Source organism: Vibrio sp. MOR3 (assembly GCF_001557775.1).
In the GTDB taxonomy this organism is placed as follows: domain Bacteria; phylum Pseudomonadota; class Gammaproteobacteria; order Enterobacterales; family Vibrionaceae; genus Vibrio; species Vibrio jasicida.
Genome location: NZ_LNRD01000001.1, coordinates 151094 through 171579 on the forward strand (window position 1 = coordinate 151094; position 20486 = coordinate 171579).

Annotated in this window: 25 protein-coding genes; 15 read left to right on the top strand and 10 right to left on the bottom strand. The window is 45.2% G+C overall.

The features are described from left to right. Positions 1-3: 3 nt before the first annotated feature. The 9 genes from ATB76_RS00745 to ATB76_RS00790 all read left to right on the top strand — a co-directional run bounded on the left by ATB76_RS00745 (position 4) and on the right by ATB76_RS00790 (position 7877). Complete coding sequence (locus ATB76_RS00745; RefSeq protein WP_061034744.1) at positions 4-1407, top strand: Fe-S-containing protein; 1404 nt, start codon at positions 4-6, stop codon at positions 1405-1407. A 2-nt stretch (positions 1408-1409) separates the two neighbouring features. Continuing rightward, positions 1410-2696, top strand: coding sequence for an ABC transporter permease (locus tag ATB76_RS00750; RefSeq protein ID WP_061034402.1), 1287 nt, complete (start codon positions 1410-1412; stop codon positions 2694-2696). Continuing rightward, positions 2683-3819, top strand: coding sequence for an FtsX-like permease family protein (locus ATB76_RS00755; protein WP_042599890.1), 1137 nt, complete (start codon positions 2683-2685; stop codon positions 3817-3819). The genes ATB76_RS00750 and ATB76_RS00755 overlap by 14 nt, the downstream gene beginning before the upstream one ends. A gap of 2 nt (positions 3820-3821) precedes the next feature. Beyond that, entirely contained in the window at positions 3822-4496 is a 675-nt protein-coding gene (locus ATB76_RS00760) for an ABC transporter ATP-binding protein (RefSeq protein ID WP_042599888.1), read from the top strand. After that, positions 4486-4968, top strand: coding sequence for a TlpA disulfide reductase family protein (locus ATB76_RS00765; protein ID WP_042599887.1), 483 nt, complete (start codon positions 4486-4488; stop codon positions 4966-4968). The genes ATB76_RS00760 and ATB76_RS00765 overlap by 11 nt, the downstream gene beginning before the upstream one ends. 20 nt (positions 4969-4988) lie before the next feature. Beyond that, complete coding sequence (locus tag ATB76_RS00770) at positions 4989-5447, top strand: copper chaperone PCu(A)C (RefSeq protein WP_042599886.1); 459 nt, start codon at positions 4989-4991, stop codon at positions 5445-5447. Positions 5448-5456: 9 nt separating this feature from the next. Next, complete coding sequence (nqrC, locus tag ATB76_RS00775; protein ID WP_042599885.1) at positions 5457-6200, top strand: NADH:ubiquinone reductase (Na(+)-transporting) subunit C; 744 nt, start codon at positions 5457-5459, stop codon at positions 6198-6200. 54 nt (positions 6201-6254) lie between these two features. Next, a complete protein-coding gene (locus ATB76_RS00780; protein ID WP_042599884.1) occupies positions 6255-6485 on the top strand; it encodes a PapB/FocB family fimbrial expression transcriptional regulator in 231 nt (76 codons plus the stop codon). A gap of 187 nt (positions 6486-6672) precedes the next feature. Continuing rightward, positions 6673-7877 (top strand): IS3 family transposase gene (locus tag ATB76_RS00790; protein WP_104026061.1). Its coding sequence is split into 2 segments (ribosomal slippage): positions 6673-7060 and positions 7060-7877, totalling 1206 coding nucleotides; the frame shifts between segments, so codons are not numbered across the junction. A 64-nt stretch (positions 7878-7941) separates the two neighbouring features. Here the strand turns inward: ATB76_RS00790 and ATB76_RS00795 are convergent. Continuing rightward, positions 7942-8739, bottom strand: a complete 798-nt coding sequence (locus ATB76_RS00795; protein ID WP_061034405.1) for an aminoglycoside 6-adenylyltransferase — start codon at positions 8737-8739, stop codon at positions 7942-7944. 148 nt (positions 8740-8887) lie between these two features. Beyond that, on the bottom strand, positions 8888-9652 hold the full coding sequence (locus ATB76_RS00800) for a transporter substrate-binding domain-containing protein (RefSeq protein ID WP_042601243.1): 765 nt from the start codon (positions 9650-9652) through the stop codon (positions 8888-8890). A 183-nt stretch (positions 9653-9835) separates the two neighbouring features. Between ATB76_RS00800 and ATB76_RS00805 the strand changes: the two genes are divergently transcribed. The 6 genes from ATB76_RS00805 (at position 9836) to ATB76_RS00830 (ending at position 15195) form a co-directional block, all read left to right on the top strand. Continuing rightward, positions 9836-10051, top strand: coding sequence for a TIGR02450 family Trp-rich protein (locus ATB76_RS00805; RefSeq protein WP_042601245.1), 216 nt, complete (start codon positions 9836-9838; stop codon positions 10049-10051). Between the two features lie 117 nt (positions 10052-10168). Next, positions 10169-10546 carry a PH domain-containing protein gene (locus ATB76_RS00810; RefSeq protein WP_042601242.1) on the top strand — a complete coding sequence of 126 codons (378 nt, stop codon included), beginning with the start codon at positions 10169-10171 and terminating at the stop codon, positions 10544-10546. 419 nt (positions 10547-10965) lie between these two features. Then, positions 10966-11736: a PhzF family phenazine biosynthesis protein gene (locus ATB76_RS00815; RefSeq protein WP_039975799.1), complete on the top strand. Its 771-nt coding sequence runs from the start codon at positions 10966-10968 to the stop codon at positions 11734-11736. 133 nt (positions 11737-11869) lie between these two features. After that, positions 11870-12889, top strand: coding sequence for an AraC family transcriptional regulator (locus tag ATB76_RS00820; RefSeq protein WP_042601241.1), 1020 nt, complete (start codon positions 11870-11872; stop codon positions 12887-12889). A gap of 130 nt (positions 12890-13019) precedes the next feature. Continuing rightward, positions 13020-14459 (top strand): pyridoxal-dependent decarboxylase, encoded by a 1440-nt coding sequence (locus ATB76_RS00825; RefSeq protein WP_038876448.1) that lies wholly within the window; start codon positions 13020-13022, stop codon positions 14457-14459. 163 nt (positions 14460-14622) lie between these two features. Next, positions 14623-15195, top strand: a complete 573-nt coding sequence (locus ATB76_RS00830; protein WP_061034406.1) for a hypothetical protein — start codon at positions 14623-14625, stop codon at positions 15193-15195. A gap of 27 nt (positions 15196-15222) precedes the next feature. Here ATB76_RS00830 and ATB76_RS00835 read toward each other — a convergent pair whose 3' ends face one another. The 8 genes from ATB76_RS00835 to fliS all read right to left on the bottom strand — a co-directional run bounded on the left by ATB76_RS00835 (position 15223) and on the right by fliS (position 20482). Then, a complete protein-coding gene (locus tag ATB76_RS00835; RefSeq protein ID WP_038868338.1) occupies positions 15223-15510 on the bottom strand; it encodes a hypothetical protein in 288 nt (95 codons plus the stop codon). Positions 15511-15610: 100 nt separating this feature from the next. Beyond that, positions 15611-16603 (bottom strand): flagellar motor protein MotB, encoded by a 993-nt coding sequence (locus ATB76_RS00840; RefSeq protein WP_038868340.1) that lies wholly within the window; start codon positions 16601-16603, stop codon positions 15611-15613. Next, positions 16603-17460, bottom strand: a complete 858-nt coding sequence (motA, locus tag ATB76_RS00845) for a flagellar motor stator protein MotA (RefSeq protein ID WP_038876444.1) — start codon at positions 17458-17460, stop codon at positions 16603-16605. Before motA ends, ATB76_RS00840 begins: the two co-directional genes overlap by 1 nt. 9 nt (positions 17461-17469) lie before the next feature. Further along, positions 17470-18198 carry a FliA/WhiG family RNA polymerase sigma factor gene (locus ATB76_RS00850; protein ID WP_061034407.1) on the bottom strand — a complete coding sequence of 243 codons (729 nt, stop codon included), beginning with the start codon at positions 18196-18198 and terminating at the stop codon, positions 17470-17472. A gap of 12 nt (positions 18199-18210) precedes the next feature. Then, positions 18211-18720, bottom strand: a complete 510-nt coding sequence (locus tag ATB76_RS00855; protein ID WP_061034408.1) for a flagellar basal body-associated FliL family protein — start codon at positions 18718-18720, stop codon at positions 18211-18213. 22 nt (positions 18721-18742) lie between these two features. Next, positions 18743-19795, bottom strand: coding sequence for a flagellar hook-length control protein FliK (locus ATB76_RS00860; RefSeq protein WP_061034409.1), 1053 nt, complete (start codon positions 19793-19795; stop codon positions 18743-18745). Then, entirely contained in the window at positions 19792-20112 is a 321-nt protein-coding gene (locus ATB76_RS00865) for a hypothetical protein (RefSeq protein ID WP_038876435.1), read from the bottom strand. The genes ATB76_RS00860 and ATB76_RS00865 overlap by 4 nt, the downstream gene beginning before the upstream one ends. Then, the gene (gene fliS, locus ATB76_RS00870) at positions 20096-20482 is read right to left on the bottom strand and encodes a flagellar export chaperone FliS (protein ID WP_038876432.1); all 387 of its coding nucleotides are present in this window, start codon (positions 20480-20482) and stop codon (positions 20096-20098) included. The genes ATB76_RS00865 and fliS overlap by 17 nt, the downstream gene beginning before the upstream one ends. Between the last annotated feature and the right edge of the window lie 4 nt (positions 20483-20486).

The window sequence follows — 20486 nt, forward strand, 5'->3', positions numbered from 1 at the left end:
ATTATGAGCTTCTATCTTTCTTACGTTTTACTCGTTTTTTTGCTCCCAGCGATGCTATTTGGCGTGCTGTGGGCAACGCAATCTAACTCTTTGTATAAACACCAGATTGGATGGTTTGTACTTGCGGTGTTCTCTGGCTCAGCACTGTTCCATTTACTGCCATTCAGTCAGGTAAATGTACTCATTATCAACAGTGTTTATCTAGGCGTTATCTTCCTGTCGGTTTTACTTGGTGCCATATGGCGATTGCCTTCGACCTTATTGGTGTGCCTGCAAAGCGTAACGGTTTTTCTATGCAGTTTTGTTTGGGCAAAAGAAGCCAAGCTCACGATGTTGAGCACCACCAACGTAATTAACACCGAGCTGATTTTAAACATCAGTTCTGTGGTCCTAGGGTTTGTCTTGATTGCACTAATCAAGATCGCGGTCTCTTTGACGACCAAATCCCTATCTAAGATGGCTCGTAATGCACTTTGTTTACTCTTGTTAGTGCTGGCAGCGTTGCCACTCTCTGGCGAGATTATCTTGGCGTGTATGAAGCTAGGGATTCTTGGTCTCGATAAAGGCTTACTGTCTTACGTATCTAAAGTCACCAACTTCTCTTGGATTCTGTCTTACGCCGTACTGGCATTAGTTTCCGTTTGTGGGACTGTTTTTTTCTTTACTCAGATTCGACCACTAAAAGAGCAGGTGAAGCACACTGAATCTGCGATTGAACGACGCAAACATCAAGCGGCTTTGAATTCAGCCCAACGTAAAGTGCGTTTTAATATTGCGACTATCGCTACGATTCTGATTGCGCTGCTTTTCTGGGATCTTGTGGCTTCTCAACCGATTCGTCGTTCAGAAGCGCAGCGTATTGAAGTGGCAGCCGATGACGCTGTCCATGTCCCTATCTCTGAGCAATTAGTCGATGGAAAACTGCACCGATTTGAATGGGTAGCGAGCGATGGCAAAGTGGTGCGCTTTTTCATCATTGATCGTTTTGCCGGTGAAGAGAAGTTTGGCGTTGTATTTGATGCTTGCATGCTGTGTGGCGACGCAGGGTACGCGCAAGTTGGCGATCAAGTGGTGTGCTTGGCGTGTGGCGTACATATCTTCATTCCTTCGATTGGTAAGCCTGGTGGATGTAACCCAATCCCTATTCCTAAATGGACCGTTGCGAATCATGAAATCGTGATTTCGAAGTCGACCTTAGAAAGCGGTCTCAAATATTTCAGCGATGTGGTGGAAGTCATAGCGACAGATCCTGTCAATGGCGAGAAGATCAGCAATATGGAGGCTGAGCACAGCTATTCGTTCTCAGGAAAGACCTACTTCTTTACCTCTGAGCAATCTTATGACGCTTTCCGTGATGACCCATGGAAATACGCGGACGTTGAACCGCTAAATCCGTTAGGAGAGTAATCATGTTAATCAGAATGCTACGCCAGTCATGGCGACATGATACCAACCGAAAGTTACTCGCTGTCGTTACGGTTTTTCTAGCGGCGAGCCTAATCTCGGCGCTGCTGGCTATTTCAATCAATATCGGTAACAAGATGTCGATGGAGATGAAAAGCTACGGTGCCAACATTGAAATCTCTCCTGAAGGACAAGTAAAGCTGCCAGATATTTTAGCGAAGAACGTCAACAAGTTGGAAAAAGAAGACTTACTTGCAGAGAGTGAATTGCCCAACATCATGGACATCTTTTGGCGCAATAACATTATTGGTTTTGCTCCATTTGTACGTGGGCAAGTTAAAGCGCCTGAGTTCGATAAAACCGTCAATATTATCGGTACTTTTTTTGATAAGAACCTACCTGTTTCTGACGATGGCAAATACCGAACGGGTAATAAAACCATCTCGACGTATTGGCATGTCGATGGTCAATGGCCGGATGATGAAAAAGCTCAAGCCTTGGTAGGGCAGTTATTGGCGCAAAAGCTGGGTCTTAAATCTGGCGACAAGCTTGAGCTGCGCGGCATCGAAAACCGCACATTGTCAGTAAAGATAACGGGCTTGCTGGAAAATGGTACAACGGATGAGAACGCAGTATTACTGCCGCTGAACCTTGGGCAGCAACTACTGGGTTTGGAAGGACGAGTACAATCGGTAAAAGTTTCTGCATTGACGGTACCGGAAAACGCACTATCAAAAAAAGCACGTGAAGATTTGGAATCGCTCGATTCGGATGAGTATGACCTTTGGTTCTGCACGGCGTTTGTCTCCTCAATCTCTTTCCAATTAGAAGGCGCGATGAATAACGCAATGGTGAAGCCTTTGTGGCAGGTCGCCGCTTCAGAAGGCATGGTGATTCATAAGATCCAAAGCTTATTGTTTGTTGTGACGTTTGCCGCCTTGATCGCTTCGGCGATGGGGAGCGCCTCATTAATGACTAACGCGATATTGCAGCGAGCCAAAGAGATTGGTTTGATGAAGTCCCTTGGTGCTCACAATTGGCAAGTGTATGCGCTGTTCTACTCTGAATCGATGATTTGTGGCGTATTGGGCGGCTTACTTGGTTGCCTTGCCGGGTGGGGGCTATCCAAAGTAGTTGGTTATGCACTGTTTGGTTCATCCATCTCTTTTGATTGGATTATCGTTCCAGTGGTGCTGTTTATCTCGACCCTAATTACTGTGTTAGGTACTTACTTTCCTTCACGCAGAATTGCTTCTCTCTACCCAATTGAGGTGTTGTATGGCCGCAAATAAATCTTCCTCAATGCTGCTTACCTTAGTTTGGCGTTCATTGAGATTACGTGCGCAACGCGTTCTCGTTGTGTTTATGGCGTTAACGGTTGGCGCGGCGATCATTACTGCAATGGCAGGGGTCTACTTCGATATTAACCAGAAGATGAGTCATGAGCTACGAAACTACGGAGCGAACTTTTTTGTAGGACCGGACGCGACAGCGACATTAACGACAAAGCAATACGAACAGATCAAAGCCGAGGCACCTAAAGACAGTTTAATTGCTTCCAGCCCATATCTGTACGGCATGGTACAAGCCGAGCTAGAGAAAATTGTCTTAATGGGTATCGATTTTTCGCAGTTGAAAAAACTGGTTCCTTATTGGCAAGTGGAAGGTCGATGGATCGGTGTCTCTTTTGATGACCGGAATGTCATGATCGGTAAGAAACTGGCAGAGAAATTAGAACTCAAAGTTGGCTCTGACCTGACGGTCTACAACAAAAGTGAGCGTTATACGTTCAAGGTTAAGGGCATTATTGAGTCCGGTTCGGATGAAGATAACTACCTAATTGTAAACCTACCGTTCGTACAACAATGGTTGAACAAAGGTGATGAAATAAATTTTGCCATGTTCAGCTTAACGAATGATAAAGGTCAGGTGGGGCAGTTTGAATCGACCTTGAAACAGCAGTATCCAGACTTGCTTGTTCGCCCTATCCGAAAGGTGTCAGCATCGGAAGGTAAAGTACTCAATAAGATTAAGCTGTTAATGGGCATCGTCGCTTTGGTCATTTTAGTGCTGTCTACCTTATGCGTGAATACAACCATGACGTCGATGATTTCTGAGCGACGTTATGAGTTCGCACTACAAAAGTCTTTGGGCGCATCCAATCAATCCATTACTCGTCAGATTGTTGTTGAAACTCTTGCCATTACCTTTGCTGCAGTTATTGCAGGATTGCTAATCGGCTATGTGTTGGCGCAATTTCTTGGACACTCGGTGTTTAACGCCACCATTGATTTACGTTTCCCTGTGCTGGTTATCACTAGCTTACTTTCTTTCGCTGCGGCTTTAGTGGCTGCAACGCTTCCAACTATCAGAGCCATTCGTATCGATCCGGCTAAAGTGCTCAAAGGAGATTAACCATGTCAGATTACGCTATTAAGACCGAAGGCTTATGCAAGGTTTTTGACCAAGTTCATGCGTTGGACGACATCAATATTGAGGTCAAAAAAGGGGAGTTTGTTGCCATTATGGGGGCGTCGGGTTCAGGTAAAACGACCTTAATGAATATCCTCAGCTGTTTGGACAATCCGACCTCAGGGAAGGTGTTCCTCGATGGTGAGGAAGCGGATAGCCTAGATGAAGAAGGGCGACGAGCATTTCGAGCAGAGAAAATTGGTCTGGTCTTCCAGCAGTTTCATCTCATTCCTTATCTCACAGCTTTGGAGAACGTGATGCTTGCACAGCATTACCATAGCGTGCCTGATGAAGACGCAGCAAAGCGAGTGTTAGAACAAGTAGGGCTTGGGCACCGCTTTGATCACTTGCCGAGTCAGCTTTCTGGTGGTGAGCAGCAGCGTGTATGTATCGCTCGCGCGATTGTGAATGAAAGCCCTATCCTGTTTGCTGACGAACCAACTGGCAACTTGGACGGGGAGAACGAAAAAATCGTCCTCGATATTTTCCAAAAACTCCATGCGCAAAATCGAACCATCATTATGGTCACACATAACCCAAGCTTGGGTCAGTACACCGACCGAATCATTCGCCTCCAACACGGTAAGTACATTGGAGAGGAGGTGTTAGATGTGGCATAAACGCCGCTACGTGATCGTGCTGTTAGCCATGCTTGCGCTATTTGGTTGTAAAGATCAAAAAGCGCAAATCGGGCAACCGAGTCCTGATATTGCTGCAATGAACGCGGCACAACAAACGGTAAGCCTTGAAAGCTATCAAGGTAAGAAAATCGTTCTGGAATTTTGGTCTTCCACCTGCGGTGCATGCATTGCCATGATGAAGAAGTGGCAAGACGTATACGCACGTCGAAGCGATGAAGTTGCAGTGATAGCCATCAATATTGATGACTACGAGGTCGACTTAAATGAATACGCCACCAAGTATGGGTTTTCATTTCCGATGGTGAAAGATCAATTGGGCATCACTAAAGAACGTTTCTCTATTGGGGTGACTCCCACAACCTACCTCATTAATCGCGATGGAAAGCTGGTGGACATGCACATCGGCTATTCAGCGAGTATGGATCTGGACAAGGTCATCTCTCAACTTTAATTATTTTAGGAATCAACCAAATGTTACTTACAAAACTTCGCCCGTTTTTGGCGGCTCTGATTACTGTTTTTGCCATGATGTCTTCTGCCTGGGCGACTGAAAACTTACAAGAAAAAGTACAAATTGAATCACCAGTCATCTTTCAGTTAGCCAGTGGCGCAAAGGGAACGGGTTCAAAAATGACCATTCACAATAACTCAGACGAAGCTTTGGTCATCAATGGCTTCAAAGTGGATGAATTCGACAAGACCATGCTACACGGGACGAAGTATGAAGCGGGTAAGCGTAAAATGTTTATGGTGAAAAGCATCACTATTCCTGCACATAAAAAACTCGCGCTTACGCCAAATACGCACCATTTCATGATGTTTGGTCCAAAGCGTGAATTAGAGCTTGGTGAGTACCTGACAATGGTAGTAAACACCAATCAAGGTGACTTCAAAGTGATCGCGCAAGTGGTGCCTCGTAAGCTGAAATAAGGTGGCTCAATGAAAGTACGAATAGGTTTGGCGCTGGTCGCAGCAGCTTTGTTTAGTTTGAGTGGTTGTTCTGAACCCGAGCAAGCGAAGAAAGCGCCACCTAAATTGACGCAGCTGGATCAGCGTCTTACCCTCGCGGAATCGGCAGGGCTAATGGACAAGCGTATGCCGATGAAGAAGTTGATGGAGCAATATGTATCGGTTGAAGCCGTCGACCTTAATAGTGGCGAATATCGCGATGCCTCAATGAGTGTAGACGAGTCATTCTCTGCATTTCCCATCGACCCAAGTAATGCAATAAAGCTTTCTTCTCGTGATGATCTTGCTGGGATTAAAATGCGCGAAAACAGGTTGCCTGTGTATTTGATTAAAGATGATAACGGGCAAGTCTCTCGAATTGTTTTGCCAATCCGTGGTGAAGGTAAGTTTGGTTTGATTTATGGCTATTTAGCCCTCTATAGCGACAACTACCACATTGCGAGTCTGTCGTTTTACAAACATGGGGAGAGCGCAGGATTAGGGGCGGAGATCACCGATAACGCCAACTGGACAAAGCAGTTCAAAGACAAGCCTTTGTTCGACCATGGTCATCCATCAATTCGTATCGTGCAGGAAGGGCGCAATACACAAGATGCTTATTCTGTAGATGGGATCAGTGGGGCAACCTACACCAGCCAAGGCGTTGAACACGCGATTAATTTTTGGACTGGGGATCTTGGTTTCGGCGAGTTTTTACGCCAATACCGAAATTAAAAAATCTGACTATTCATAAGGCAATTTAAACTCTGCGCTCAAGGAGGAAAGGTGATGGCACTTAGAAGAGGTCAAGTTTCAGAAGAACAACTGATGTTGTTGATTGAGCTTACTAAAATTCGATCAACCGTATTAATAAAAGCGCTTCGAATACACTTAGTCGAAGGAAAAAGCCAGCGCTTAGCCACTGAAGCGGTGGGTATCAATCAGAGCTTTCTCAGCGTTCGTTTACGTAAGCTTCGAGATGTTGATTCGAAGGTACTCAAGTTAAGGAAGTTTTATTAAGTGCCAGCCGCTTTTTAGTGCCAACCCTACTTTTAGTAACTCTAGACCTTTTAATAGCAACAAGGTTTTTAGTAACAACATAGCTTTTAGGGCGCAACAAAAAGGGGATAGTGATATCCCCTTTGTTGTTTCTATGTACCGTCCTAAATAAGGTTGACACATTTCCAACATGAAATTGGAGAGTGTCATGAAATCAACGAGTAAACGAACCCAACGAGATTATTCTCTTGCCTTTAAATTGACGGTTGTTGACCAAGTAGAAAAAGGTGAAATGACCTATAAACAAGCTCAAGAGCGATACGGGATACAAGGCCGGTCTACTGTCTTAGTTTGGCTTCGTAAGCACGGTCAGTTAAATTGGTCTAAAGGAATAGAGAAACCAAACACAGTAGGTAATGGCATGCCTGATTCTCCTTCTACTCAAACTCCAGAACAACGGATAAAAGAACTCGAGCAACAACTTGAAGAAACTCAACTGAAAGCGGACTTCTTTGAGGCTGTCGTAAAAGTAATGGATAGGGATTTCGGTGTCCGAATCTCAAAGAAGCGCAAAGCCGAGTTATTAAGGAAAAAGCGGTCAAAAAGCTCACAGTAACTAAAGCTTGTCACTTCATCGGGATTACTCGGCAGGCGTTTTACAAACGTTGCGCGCTCGAGCTTCAGCGAACTAAGAAAGAGCAATCTGTCATTGGGTTCGTCAAAGAGCAAAGGATTCAACATCCTCGATTAGGAACTCGAAAGCTCAAGTACTTACTCAGTCAGAATAACATTTATATAGGGCGAGACTGTCTGTTTTCATTGCTAAAACAGCATCGCCTATTGGTCGTAAACCGAAGGGCTTATCATCGAACAACAAACAGCCATCATCGGTTCCATTGCCATCCAAACCGAATTAAAGAGGGCATGGTTCCAAATAAACCGGAGCAGTTGTGGGTTGCTGATATTACTTACTTGGCAACGCGAGCGGGAAATACTTATCTCAGCTTAATCACTGACGCCTACTCGAGGAAGATAGTTGGGTATCATCTCGATGATAATATGAAGACGCAAGTAGTTAAGAGCGCATTCCTGAAGGCTTTGAAAGAGCGGCTATATGAGGGCGAGCTTATTCATCACTCTGACCGAGGTATTCAATACTGTTCTGAGGAATATCAGTCACTACACAGGAAATATCACGTGACATGCTCTATGACTGATGGATACGACTGCTATCAAAATGCTCTAGCTGAAAGAGTAAATGGTATTTTAAAGATGGAGTGCTTGCTGACTAAGCCGAACGACTTGAATGAAGCTAAGAAAATGGTTGCTGAGTCGGTGAAACTCTATAATGAACAGAGACCACATACAGCTCTAAAATACAAAACGCCCGATGAAGTTCATCGAGCGTTTTAACTAAAAGTGTCAACCCATATCAGGACGGGTCACTATCTGTCGTTGTTTCTACGCTGTGCCTGCTCTACTCGCTTTTCAGCTCTTGCTGGAAGTAATCCATACAAAGCTGCTGAGCTTCCGGCTTAATACTGACTTGCTCGTTCTCTCGCAGCGACAAATACAGCTCTACGATCTTTTCAAATGCAGGAATCAGCGCTTCTCGCTCTGGCATTGCGACGGTTTGTTTTAGCTCCGCCGCAAACGCAGGCATGCGTGATTCAATCTTTCTCATGCCAGAGGGAGTCAATCCTTGTTGTTTCAGGGCTAATGGCGATATCGCAACAGAGCGCAGGAATGATAAAAATTCCGCGCCCTCAAAGTATTCCCCACGAGCAATCTTGGTTGCGCCGTAATGAACCCAAATCCAAAAGCGATCTTCAATCCACTGTGGATCCGGTTGTGGGTAATGAGGCTTCGCAGTTTCGAAGACTTGCGATAGCTGCCCGTCGCATTCCCAAAGCACTTTGGTGTCATCAACCCGAGTGGCTGCATCCGGCAAAGAGACAAATTTGAAATCGACATGAATCGCATCTGGCGCGTAGATTGCGATCACCAATCTTGGCTCTCCCACGTGTTCGCCAGTGAAAGCAGCGACTTGACCTTCTACTTGGTCGATAAGCGCAAAGCGCTCTGCCATTACCGAATCAAAATCTTCAGGATTGATGGCGATGACCAAATCTAAATCACTGTATTTGTCCATGGAGTCAGAGGCGTAAGAGCCACTTGCACCAATACCAAGAATGCGTGAGTCAGCAGTGAATACCGCAAGAATTTTAGTTAGAAGCTGTTCATGAGTTTGAGGAAGCGTGCTTGAGAATTTCATATTTTACCTATTAATCATGGTTGATATTAGAACCATCAGCAGAATGGTTAGTGCGGTAAAATTAGCGCAGCATTACAATATGGCGTGAAGCATCTTAAGACGCAACAAAAACCGCTCAAAATTGAACGGTTTTGATATGGACTGTTAATTACTTCAGCGAGTTATGGTGCATAAACTGCTCGTCGATGCCTTTCAGTTTTATGTCATCCATGATGAAGTTCACCGTATTCAGTAAGCGCTGTTCGCCTTTAGGGATCAAGTAGCCAAACTGACCTTTGGTGAACGGGTCTTCGCAGCGAACCGCTTCTAAACGCTCGTCCGTGACTTGGTAGAATAACCCTTCCGGAGTTTCTGTCACCATGACATCAACTTTGCCCGCCGCGACGGCTTTCGGTACGTCTAAGTTGTTTTCGTAGCGGGTGAAATGAGCTTGTTGCAGGTTTTTATCCGCAAAGGCTTCATTTGTACCACCGATATTGACGCCGACTCTAACCGAAGGGTCGTTAACTTTTTCGAGCGTATTGAATTGCGCTGCTTTGCCTTTTGCAACCAAGAAACACTTACCAAATGTCATATAGCCTTGTGTTTGCTCTGCGTTCAGTTGGCGTTGCATTTTACGTGTGATACCACCCATGGCGATGTCGTATTTGTCTTCATCAAGGTCATTGAGTAGATCTTTCCATGTGGTACGAACCATCTTCAATTTGACGCCTAGTTGCTCCGCAATGTGGTTGGCGACATCAATGTCATAACCAGAATAACTTTTGCCGTCATAGTAAGAAAACGGTTTGTAATCGCCCGTTGTTCCAACACGTAAGGTGCCTGATTTTTGTATGTCTTCCAGCTTATCGGCTTGGGCAACCCCGGAAAGTGCCAGTGCTACGGAAGCAAGTAAAAGTGTTGTTTTTTTCATTGTCGTTGTTTTATGTGTTGTGTTTGTTTGAACACTCAAAGTAACAGGAAGTATCAGAAAAAGAGATCAAACCAATAAGAAAAAACACCATATTGAAGAAAAAATAGCGACATTGAATGTGATTGCATTTGCCAATTTATACGTATGAAAAAGCAAAATTTTTCTTATGAATGGCAGAGTGTTATGAATCGAATTCACCCTAAAAAGTTACTTCGTAGCAAATGGACTGCGACAGAGCCGGTAAACAAAGAGAAGCACTTCATCATTTCAGAAATGGAGTTTGATGAAGAAGGCAACGTCGTGAGATGCGTGATTGAAGCGGTTATGACCAAGCGAGAAAGAGAGCTCGATTGGCAAGAGTTAAAAGATACCCAGCAATGGCGACAAGGATGGAAATAAGCAGGCGCGATAACAAAAACGAGATGGAGTTAGAAAAGTCATCAAAATCAATAGGCTCGTCTTAGAGACTTTGCTATTAATTGATGAGTGATTTTATTTACATTCTAAGGCAACACCATGATCGATTTCGAAAACTCATCCATATTCAAACTCAAGCCGATTGACACTTCAAAGGTGCGCGACGATTTCCACAAGTTCTTGATTGAAGGAGAAAGTATTTTTGCTGGCTTCAAGACCGTGCGTGACCAAGTGGTGTTCACCAATAAGCGCGTTATCGCAGCCAACGTGCAAGGGATTACAGGTTCAAAAGTGGACTACACTTCTCTGCCATACAGCAAAATTAACGCTTTCTCGGTTGAAACGTCTGGCACACTTGATCTGGATTGTGAAATTGAATTGTTCCTAAGTGAAGTCGGGCGAGTGCGGTTTGAGATCAGGGGCTCTTTTGACCTCGTATCGTTTAACAAAATGATCAGCGAGCACGTACTCGCTTAGACAATGGTTTAAGCGTTAATTCAGCCAAAGACAAGGAGTCATCATGGCGACACAAAAGCAAGGCAAGGAAGCATTAAGTAAACGCAGCAAGTCTCTGATATTTATCCTTGGTTTCTCTGCTGGGGTTATTTTCTATCTAATGATTCGATGAGTGTTGACGATAGATAACACGTTTTAAGGAAGCATTACATGCTTCCTTTTTTCATTCCTTTGATTTGTTATCTGAGCGAAATGTTGAAACCAGCAAGAGAGATAAATAGCCTTCTAAATTCAATTATTGATATGTGTACACTTGCTTAATGATTTGTTGCACGATATTTTCCCTATCAATGGATGAAAAATAGTGTTTTTCTCTAATTTGGAAAATGCGTTAATAATGAACATTATGGTTTTTGGCTGCTAGCGATATGAGGTGAGTTATCGATACCCAAGTTTACGATGTATTCTGTTCTGAACAAGCGCAAGGTAACCCTTGTGGCGTGGTGTTTTTGTCTCATTGGTTAAGTGATTCAGAGATGTTGTCGATTGCACAAAGTGTCGCACAACCTGTCACCTCATTTCTTAGTCATATCGATAACTGTTGGCGCATTCGTTGGTTTTCTTTGACCAGCGAGATCAACCTGTGTGGTCATGGCAGTATGGGGGCTGGTGCGGCCTTGATTGCTCGCCTAAAGCAGCGTTCTGTTAAGTTACACAGTGATTATGGCGACATTACTATCGTTAAGCATGGTTGCCAGTATCAAATGGCACTTCCATCATGGGAAGGTAAGCCAGTGCCGACGAGTTTGGATTTAAGCTTGTTAAATCTGGAGCCATCGGGAGTGCAGGCAGTTGATGTGTTTACTACTCGCGATCTTGTTGTGGTGTTGGAATCAGAACAGCAAGTGAAACGTTACCACCCCGATTTTACTTGCCTAAAACAAATCCGAGATTTCCATGCGGTGATGGTTACCGCTCAACGAGGCCCTAACGATTACGTATTGCGCTATTTTGCACCCAAAATTGGAATTGATGAGGATATTGCAACGGGCTCGGCACAATGCACGTTAGCGCCATATTGGTTTAAGAAGTTGGACGTCGACTCACTGAATGCTTCTCAGCTTTCAGAGAAGGGTGGCTTTTTCCAAATTGCGAAGCTAAGTGCAGATACGATCGTGATTTCTGCGTCGGTGCATCTGAGAGTTCAGTAAAGCTTCTCGTCAAATACATCGATACGTAAAACACATTTATGGTGTTTGCGAATCCCTTTGTTGTCGCGAAATGACAAGACAAGCGGTTTTGGTTTCTTTACCTTTCGACATTTAGACAAAGTGAAGGGCGAGGATGACGGTTGTATTTGAAGGTGTCCCTTTGGTTAGATCGGAGTGGGTGCATTATTTAGCGGAGCTCTATAAGCAGAGTGATGTCGATGTGCATCAGCTTATAAAAGTAACACAGGCGCCAGAAGATATTCAGATTACTGATGTTGAGTTTCTACCTGAAACCACGCTTAAAAATCTTATTTTAGCGTTTGGGAAATCTTGCTCACCAGAAACCTTTATTTACACCATCTGGGGGATGTGTCGTGATTTGTATGTGCCTAAAATTTTAGAACAGTTATCCCTGACTCCATCAATGACGGTAGCGGAAGGCATCGAAGAGTTTTGCCGTGTGATTCCCCTGTTCTCAAATAACACTTGTATTGGTCTTGAGCGTTACCACAATCATTTTTGGTTTGCTCGATACAAAGGTGGTGAAGCTGAATCATGGTACCAATATGCTGAGTTATTCAGTGTTATCTTCATGGATGAGTTGGTTGATGCGCTCTCGAACTCTAAGCAAAAAACGTTGAATGTGAGTCTAAAGTGCGCAGGGGTGGCACCGTTTTTTAACTGCTCTCAGCTTCAGCATATTCAGTTCTATACTAATCGTGCAGCTACAGGCATTCAGCTCGATGATGGCATCTTAAGCCAAACGGTTTGTATGCCCAGCAAAAGACAATCTGTTGTGAAAGCAGCTCTTAGTGAGATACCAACGTCTTTTCTTCCCTCTTTTCGATTAGCCATTCAGCCTTATACTTCTGTGGGACGGCTTTCTATTCTCGACGCGTCGCGTATTTTGGGGATCAATAAACGAACTTTGCAACGGCGCTTGTGTATGGCTGGCGTCACCTATAGCGATGTCATTGAAGAATTACTGTTGGAAAGAAGTTTACGCTTATTAAAAGATTCACATCTATCAATCACAACCATTGCGTCGTCATTGGGGTATACCGATACAGCAAACTTTACTCGATTTATTCGAAGAAAAATGGGAGTAACGCCGTCAGCTTATCGGAAGGCATCGTCTTTTCTTACGTCTTAGCGCATAAAGTGACATTTCGGTTAAAGAGAGAGTGCCGACGGAATAGTTCAGTTTGGTGGCACGAGGTGACAATTTATATTTCTCTCAATCCATAAGATTAGGAGTATCGAAACCAAAGAGAGAAGCAAACATGTCACATCGATTCCATGAATACCGTTCACCGCTTACCCAATCCTTTGAACACGCCATTGACTACTTAGAGTCATTAAATGAGCGACCTGTAGACAAGTGCATCACTTCTCAGGAGTTGAGACAAGCGATTGGTGGGCCACTCCCATTGACACCAACGCAGCCGTCAGTCGTTATCAATGAGATGGTTAAAAATGTTGATGCAGGTTTGATCGCAACGGGGGGACCACGTTTCTTTGGCTATGCCATTGGCAGCTCTTTCCCTGCTTCATTGGCGGCAGATTGGCTGGTGAGCGCATGGGACCAAAATGTACCGTATTACGTTGCTAGTCCAGCTTTGTCAGTGGTTGAAGAGACCGCCGCAGAATGGATGACCCAACTACTTGGCTTGGCGCCAAATTCGGGTATCGGCTTTACATCTGGTGCCCAAGAGGCGATTTATACAAGCCTTATTACCGCTCGTAATGCACTTTTAGAACGTGCAGGCTGGGATGTGGCAAGTCAAGGTATGTATGGTGCGCCGCGTATTAATGTTGTTGTGAGCGATCAAATTCATTCAACGATTAAACGTGCTCTTTCCATGATTGGAATCGGTTTGGAAAACATTGTTAAAGTTCCAACGGATGAAAACCTACGCATAATTCCAGATTCCCTGATGGAGACCATTACTGCACTTGAGGGGCCAACCCTAGTTTGCGCGCAAGCAGGCTGTATTGACTCAGGAGCTTTCGACCCTTTCCATGCACTTGCTGATGCCGTTGCTGCTCATGGTAATGCATGGTTGCATGTTGATGGCGCTATTGGGCTTTGGGCGGCAGCGAGTGCAAAACATCGTTATCTACTGGATGGTATCGATAGAGTTGATTCAATTGATACAGATGGTCATAAGTGGTTTAACATGCCCTATGACTCGGGAATGGTCATCGTGAAGAACGCAGGTTTGCTGGCTCAAGCGATGGGCGGCAGCAATATGGGTGACTACCTTAATGACGCGATGGATAAGCCAGATCGCAATGCGATCAACTTTGGGATTGGTGCTTCGCGTCGAGCTCGTGGTGTGCCTGTTTATGCTGCGTTTAAGTCATTAGGTAAGCAGGGGATCGAAGACCATGTTGACCGTTGTACTGCACTTGCACAATGTATGGCAGAAAAACTTTCAACAGTGGATGGCATCACTATCCTCAACGATGTGGTGTCGAATCGTTTTTCAGCACAGTTTGGTGAAGGAGGCGAGGAATATCGCAATGAGCTAACGGCCCGTGTTGTACATCGACTGCAACAAGAGGGAACTCTTTATCCATCGACTTCTGGTTATAAGGGGCTTAAGACCATGCTGTTTTCTGTACTAAGTTGCCATACTTCCAAGGAAGATATCGATTTGTCAGCAGAAAAGATCATCGAAGCTTACCTGACAGAGAAAGAACTAATGAGCACCAAATAACATGTTAATGGTTGACTGTTAGTCGCCGTATCAACGCAAACCCAGCGATAATGCTGGGTTTTTTATTTTGGGTGGATTCTGGTAGGCATGCAATGACAATTAATCCGTCTTTGGTTTCTTTATTCTTTTTAAATGACTTCTTCCATTCAATAAGGATTCCTATATGAAATCAAAACTACTTACTTTTCTCTTTGGATTGGTCGTTCTAAATGGATGCTCAAGTGCCACTCCCGTTGATAGCCACCTTATCAGTGCTTCTGGGGTAGATGTGGCTTTCTTAGTGAGCAAAAATACCGACCTGTTAGGGCAGTTAGAGTATTCAAAAGCCGATACAAAGAGTCATGCTGCTCTCAACCAAACTCAAACCGACATCAAGGTATTCAAAGACGAAGAAAATACCTTAACGCTTACTCAGGTGAGAAGCTGCAACAATTGTAATTACCACTTAGTGCATGAACACAAGAATAAGCTGTCCCCAATTGGCGAGGAGCGCCAACATACTTATATCGGTAGAAAAAAGCTGGCGAGCCTTTATTTAGAGCATCCGGTTTATGTGGACAAAATTCGCGCTTTTATCAGTGCCAACCCATCGGTAGCAGAAAATGAGGAAGCGTGTATTGACGTGATTGTGGCTTTTTCAAAAACGAGTCGTATTGATGTTGGAACGCTCACCAACTGTGCAGCGCCATTAGATAGTCACTCAGTTAAAAACGTACAAATGGTACCATTAAGTTGATGCTTCAATGCGACAGCATCTCAAGATTCACACCAAAAAGAAGAAATACAAAAAGCATACGAATGCCAATAGCGTTGCAGAGAGCACGGGATAAATGATGTAAGAGTCTTGCTTACTGGTGCGTTGGTAACAAAGCGAAACTAGCAAAATGTTATACACGACCAATAATAAGCTGATCATGGTGCCACTATTCAGATTAAGGCTTGGCAGTTGAGTTAGAAAGAATGCCAGCAACAGATAATCAAAAATGATCAGCCAAAGAAAGGCTTTTTTGAGCGAATCTTTTTGGGTTTTATTGGGCGCGCGTACAGGCATATCGAACTCAACTAAACAGTGATAGCAACAATTATTAGCAATGCAAACAGCAATCGAGATGAAAGGTCACACCATGTATTTGTTGTGACCTTTTTTGATTTTAGAGGTCTTGAATTTTCGCTTTTGGCGTTTCTGAGTCCACCGAATAGCGAATCACTTCTTGTCTGATCACGGGTTGGTTAAATTCTGCTTTTTGCTTGGCTTTCTGTAGTTCACTGTCTTCTTGATTACCGAAGAAGGTCTCTAGCACTTGCGCGGCTGGCGTGGTCAGAATAAATAACTCTATACGACGGTTTTCACTAGAATCGGGCTCGTCAGGATTAAGCAGCGCGCGATCCGACATGCCTGTCACTTGCATCACACGCTCATCCGGCATACCACCCTCGACTAAGGTGTTTCTCGCGACATCCGCTCGTGAAGCCGAAAGCGCCCAGTTAGATTGCTTTCCAAAGCGTTTTTTAAACGGAGTAGAATCGGTGTGTCCACTGATGATGACTGGGTTACTGATGCGCTCAAACACTGGAGCTAAAGCAAGTAATAAGTCTTCAAAGAAAGGCGTCAACTCGGCGCCACCTCGGCTGAACATATGCTGTTTGTAATCATCTTGCAGCACAATACGCAACCCTTGCGGTGTAATGGTGACATTCACGTTACCTTGCGCGCTGATTTGACCTACGACTTCATCAATTACTTTAGCCAGTAGAGCAAGTTGCTCTTGAGTGTCGAAATTGCCTGGGATAAGCGAGTCAATCTCTGGGCCATCGCCATCACCTTGGAAGAAGGAACTGACGACGTGGTTTGAGTTGTGTTTGCTTGGCACAGAAGAGTCCTGTGCCAAGTCGATAGGAGAGATACTTTGTGAGGTATCGAAAGGGTTACCGTAGCTCTTATCAAAAACGCTCGAACTATGAAGGTGCGCGACAATGGCTTTGCGCTCTTCCTTGTCGACCACTTGCATGACCCAAAGGACAAGAAACAGCGCCATCAACGCGATCATGAAGTCGGCAAACGCGACTTTCCACGCGCCACCATGAAACTCATCATGGTTATGTGCTTTCGCGCGTTTGAACACCACATGTTCTTGTTTTTGCATTATCCCTCCTGTTCAGCTAGCCACTTCTCCATTTGGTTGAAAGTTGGTTTGATGTCTAACTGAATGTGTTTACGGCCAGCGTCGATGGCGAGTAATGTTGGCTTCTTCGCGACGTAAGCAACCAAGGTGGCGCGCACGCATTCAAAAGCCGTCATGTTTCGTCTGACTCGCTGAGCCATGGCATTACTGAGTGGATCTAAACAACAGTAACAACCAAAAATACCAATGAACGTACCAACGAGGGCAGCGGCAACGTGATAACCAATCAGCGCAATGGAACCATCAATGGCTTGCATGGTGATGATGATGCCACCGACTGCGGCAAGAATACCGAATCCGGGAAGTGCTTCTGCAGTGCGCTGCATTGAGCGTGAAGGCAGTAACATCTCGGTTTGAATGGCTTCGATTTCTTGTTCTAGCAGTCCCTCTAATTCATGAGGCGACATTTGTCCCATTGCCATTAAACGTAAATTGTCGGTAATGAACGAAATAAGGCGATGATCGTTGCTCACTTTTGGGTACGCGAGGAAGATCGAACTTTGTTCCGGTGATTCAATGTGTGAATCTAGGAATTTAAAACCACGACTGCGTGCGGTTTCTAGCAGGTTATTCAGTAGTGCCATCAGCTCCATGTAGTACTCGTATTCCTGACGCGGGCCAGAAATCGTTGCACGCACTTGCTGACGCATTTCTTTTAACACTTGAGGCGGGTTACCGATGATCAGAGAGCCAGCTGCGGCTCCGATGATGATCAGAAACTCGGCCGGTTGCCAAATCGCACCAAGTTTACCTCCTGCCCACATGTATCCACCAAAGACACACAACAGGACGGTAATGGCTCCAAAAAACTTTTGCATCTTTGACTCCTAAGAGGACATTAATTGATTGAGTTGTTTAAGCGCTTGTTTGTGCAACTGACAGATGCGAGGTGGCGTCAGATCGAGCACGAGCGCGATTTCATGTAGGTTGAGTTCGTGTTGATAAAACAGAGTCAGTAGCAACTGGTCGCGCTTCGACATTTTGCTAAGTGCGCAATCTAAGCTACGACGAATATGTTCATGTTCCATCCCGTCGTATTGACCGCCGAAGTGGCTGTCTCCCCCTGTTTCCATTAATTGATCAAGGCTCTGCATTTCGCCCGCCAGCGCTGCATTTTGGCGGTTGTAGAAGTCTTGCTCATCAGTGCCGAGTGCTTTAATGATCTCGGCATCGGTAGGCATTCTGCCAAGTTCACGGGTTAGGTCACGTGTGACGTCGTTTAGTTCGTGTGCTTGTTGACGGGTCTTACGTGAGCGCCAATCTAAGCGGCGAAGCTCGTCTAAAATAGCGCCACGAACCCGACAAACGGCAAAAGCGGGGAAGTGTGTGTCATCCACACCCCCATAACGACGTCCTGCTTCGACGAGCGCAATTAGGCCAATTTGCTGCATGTCTTCAATGCTGCAATGCGAAGTAGCATGAACGCGGAGTTGGTTTACGACGCGTTTCACCATGATTTGATGGCGTTGCAGCAGTGCGTTTTCGTCAATCTGGCGAGACGGTGTATTCACTTCCTCCGTCGCGGTATAACTTTCCTGTAAGTTCATCTCCAACATAGTCGTGCTCCGTTATTGCACAACGTATTTGGTTAATAGAACATCATCGATATCACGTACGATGTCAGTTTTCGCAAACGCTAAGAGTAAGGTCTCTTTGACTTCGTTTTGCAGAATATCGATAGACCCCGCCTGCTGTAGCTCATCAAAGGTTTTATCGCTGAACAGCTTGAGCAATGAGTTTTGTACCATTGGCATGTAGTTATCGATGTTCTTAATGCGCTCTGGACGACGTGTTTCTACGGCCAGTTCCAGCATTACAAAGTGCGTCTGCTTTTTACCTTTGATAGTCAGCACCACTTTGTCCAATGGGTGAAAACTCGGTCCGTTGCTGGTCGGTTCTTCTGCTGTTAAGAACGCGAGTGGAGAACCCTCCAAAAAAGCGCTGACGCCTGATTCCGATGAGGCGGATTCTGAACTTTTATTTATGTACCAAATACCACCAACCACCGTGGCGGCCGAAACGAGGGCACTGGTGATGATCATGGCGATAAACAGGGCGATCATTTGTTGTTTGGTCATAACCTTTTTCCTCGATGATTAATTAGGCTTGAGTGTTCAGCCAATGCTCTGAATAGTTTGTTGTTGTATTTGATTGAAAAGTGCCGGATTCACTAGCCGCAAAAATAGTGGTGTCTTCTTGTGGGCTCTCATGGTCATGACGGTCTTGACCTTGATCCGAACCGACATTGACATCCACATGAACAAAGTTCTGCTCTTGAAGCTCAGCACGTAAACGCTCGGATACTTGCATTAATGCTTCACGCGTAGCGGCTGTGTTGGCGTTAATTTGCACGCTCAAACGATCCCCTTCGACACGAACCAATAAATCCAATTTACCGAGATCTGGTGGGTCTAAGCGGATTTTGGCTTCTTGCAAGTTTTGCTGCGCTTGTAAGGTCACACGATCGTGTAAAACCTGCATCATTTGCTCACCCCATTTACTAGAGTTGGTATCAACACGTACGGCCGCCCACTCCGCGCCTTGAGCTTGAGTAGCTGCCAGTGGTGAGGTTGGGTTCGAATGCGGCGCTGTTGCTGTTTGCGCTTGTGAGTTGGCCGCTAGCACTTGCCCTTGAGCTGGTTGATTAAGTAGAGTTTGCAAGTCCGAAGCTGATACCTTTAATACGCTCGTGGCACTGGCTTTAGGGGGGCTTTGGTTCTCCTGCACAGTGGTGTTAAGCATTGGGTTTACTTGGTTTCCGACATTTGTGCCTTGAGACGCATTACCTGCCGATACTTGCGCAAGTTGATTTGTTTCGCCTTGCTTAACCGCGGTTTTGCTCATTCCTTGGATTAGGGTTTGCGCTTGAGTGGCGAGATCCATGGTGGCAGGAACCGCAATCAACAATGCTTCAGCTGAGGTCACTTCAGCGTTGAGTTCCGATGTTTCAGCTTTTGGCTGGGTCGCTTGCGTCGGTAAGGCTTGCGCATTTAAACGGAACCCCGCAACAACAAGAGGTGCGTTGGTTTGGTGCTGTTGGTTTACCGCGGTTGAACTGGGGTGCGAAAAGCCTTGCTCTGAACGCGCTTGTGAGATTTTCCCTGCTGACGACTGAGAAGGCCCACTTGCAGGCATTGAATTGGTTACCATCATTGCGTGAGCTCCATCGTCATCGCGAGCTGATAAGCCATCGCTCGTTCTTGTTGATCATTCACCTTGCTCATCTCTTGTTTTAATTCGCTGGTGGCTTTTTCTAGAGCGGTGAAAGCGCACGCATGCACCGCTTTTGCCCGCTGAATTTCAGGAGCGAGTTTTGGATCTTTAAGATACGGCTTATGACTGATCAGCAGTTCACGTAACTGTAGGTCGTAGCGTTTCAGTGCTGGCCAATCGGCCGTTTTTGTGGCGATTTGGATCAGTTTTGATAAGTGGCGAAATCGCTCTGGCGACACTTTATGCTTGCTGTCCAAAATTCACCCATCCTTCTCGAATGTTGCCCATTACTCGCTCGACATTGTCTAAACGGGTTGCGTCGTTTTGCACGCTGGTGTAATACAGCTCAACTTGGCAGAAGTCATACAGTTGGCGTAGGTTCTCTGCAATTTCGCCGCCATTTTCTTCATCTAGGGCACTGCTTAAACCAATTAAGATGTTCATGCATTTGTTGATGCCTGTGCCTTTTTCTGCCAGACGATTGGCCGCGAGATGGCCTCGAACACGTTCAACTTCATCAAGCAGACCATCAATTAACATCACCACCAGTTGGTGTGGGTTGGCGGATGCGGCTTGCGCATCCAGATCGACTTGTTGGTATGAGTCGTAGCCAGAATCCATGAGCATAATT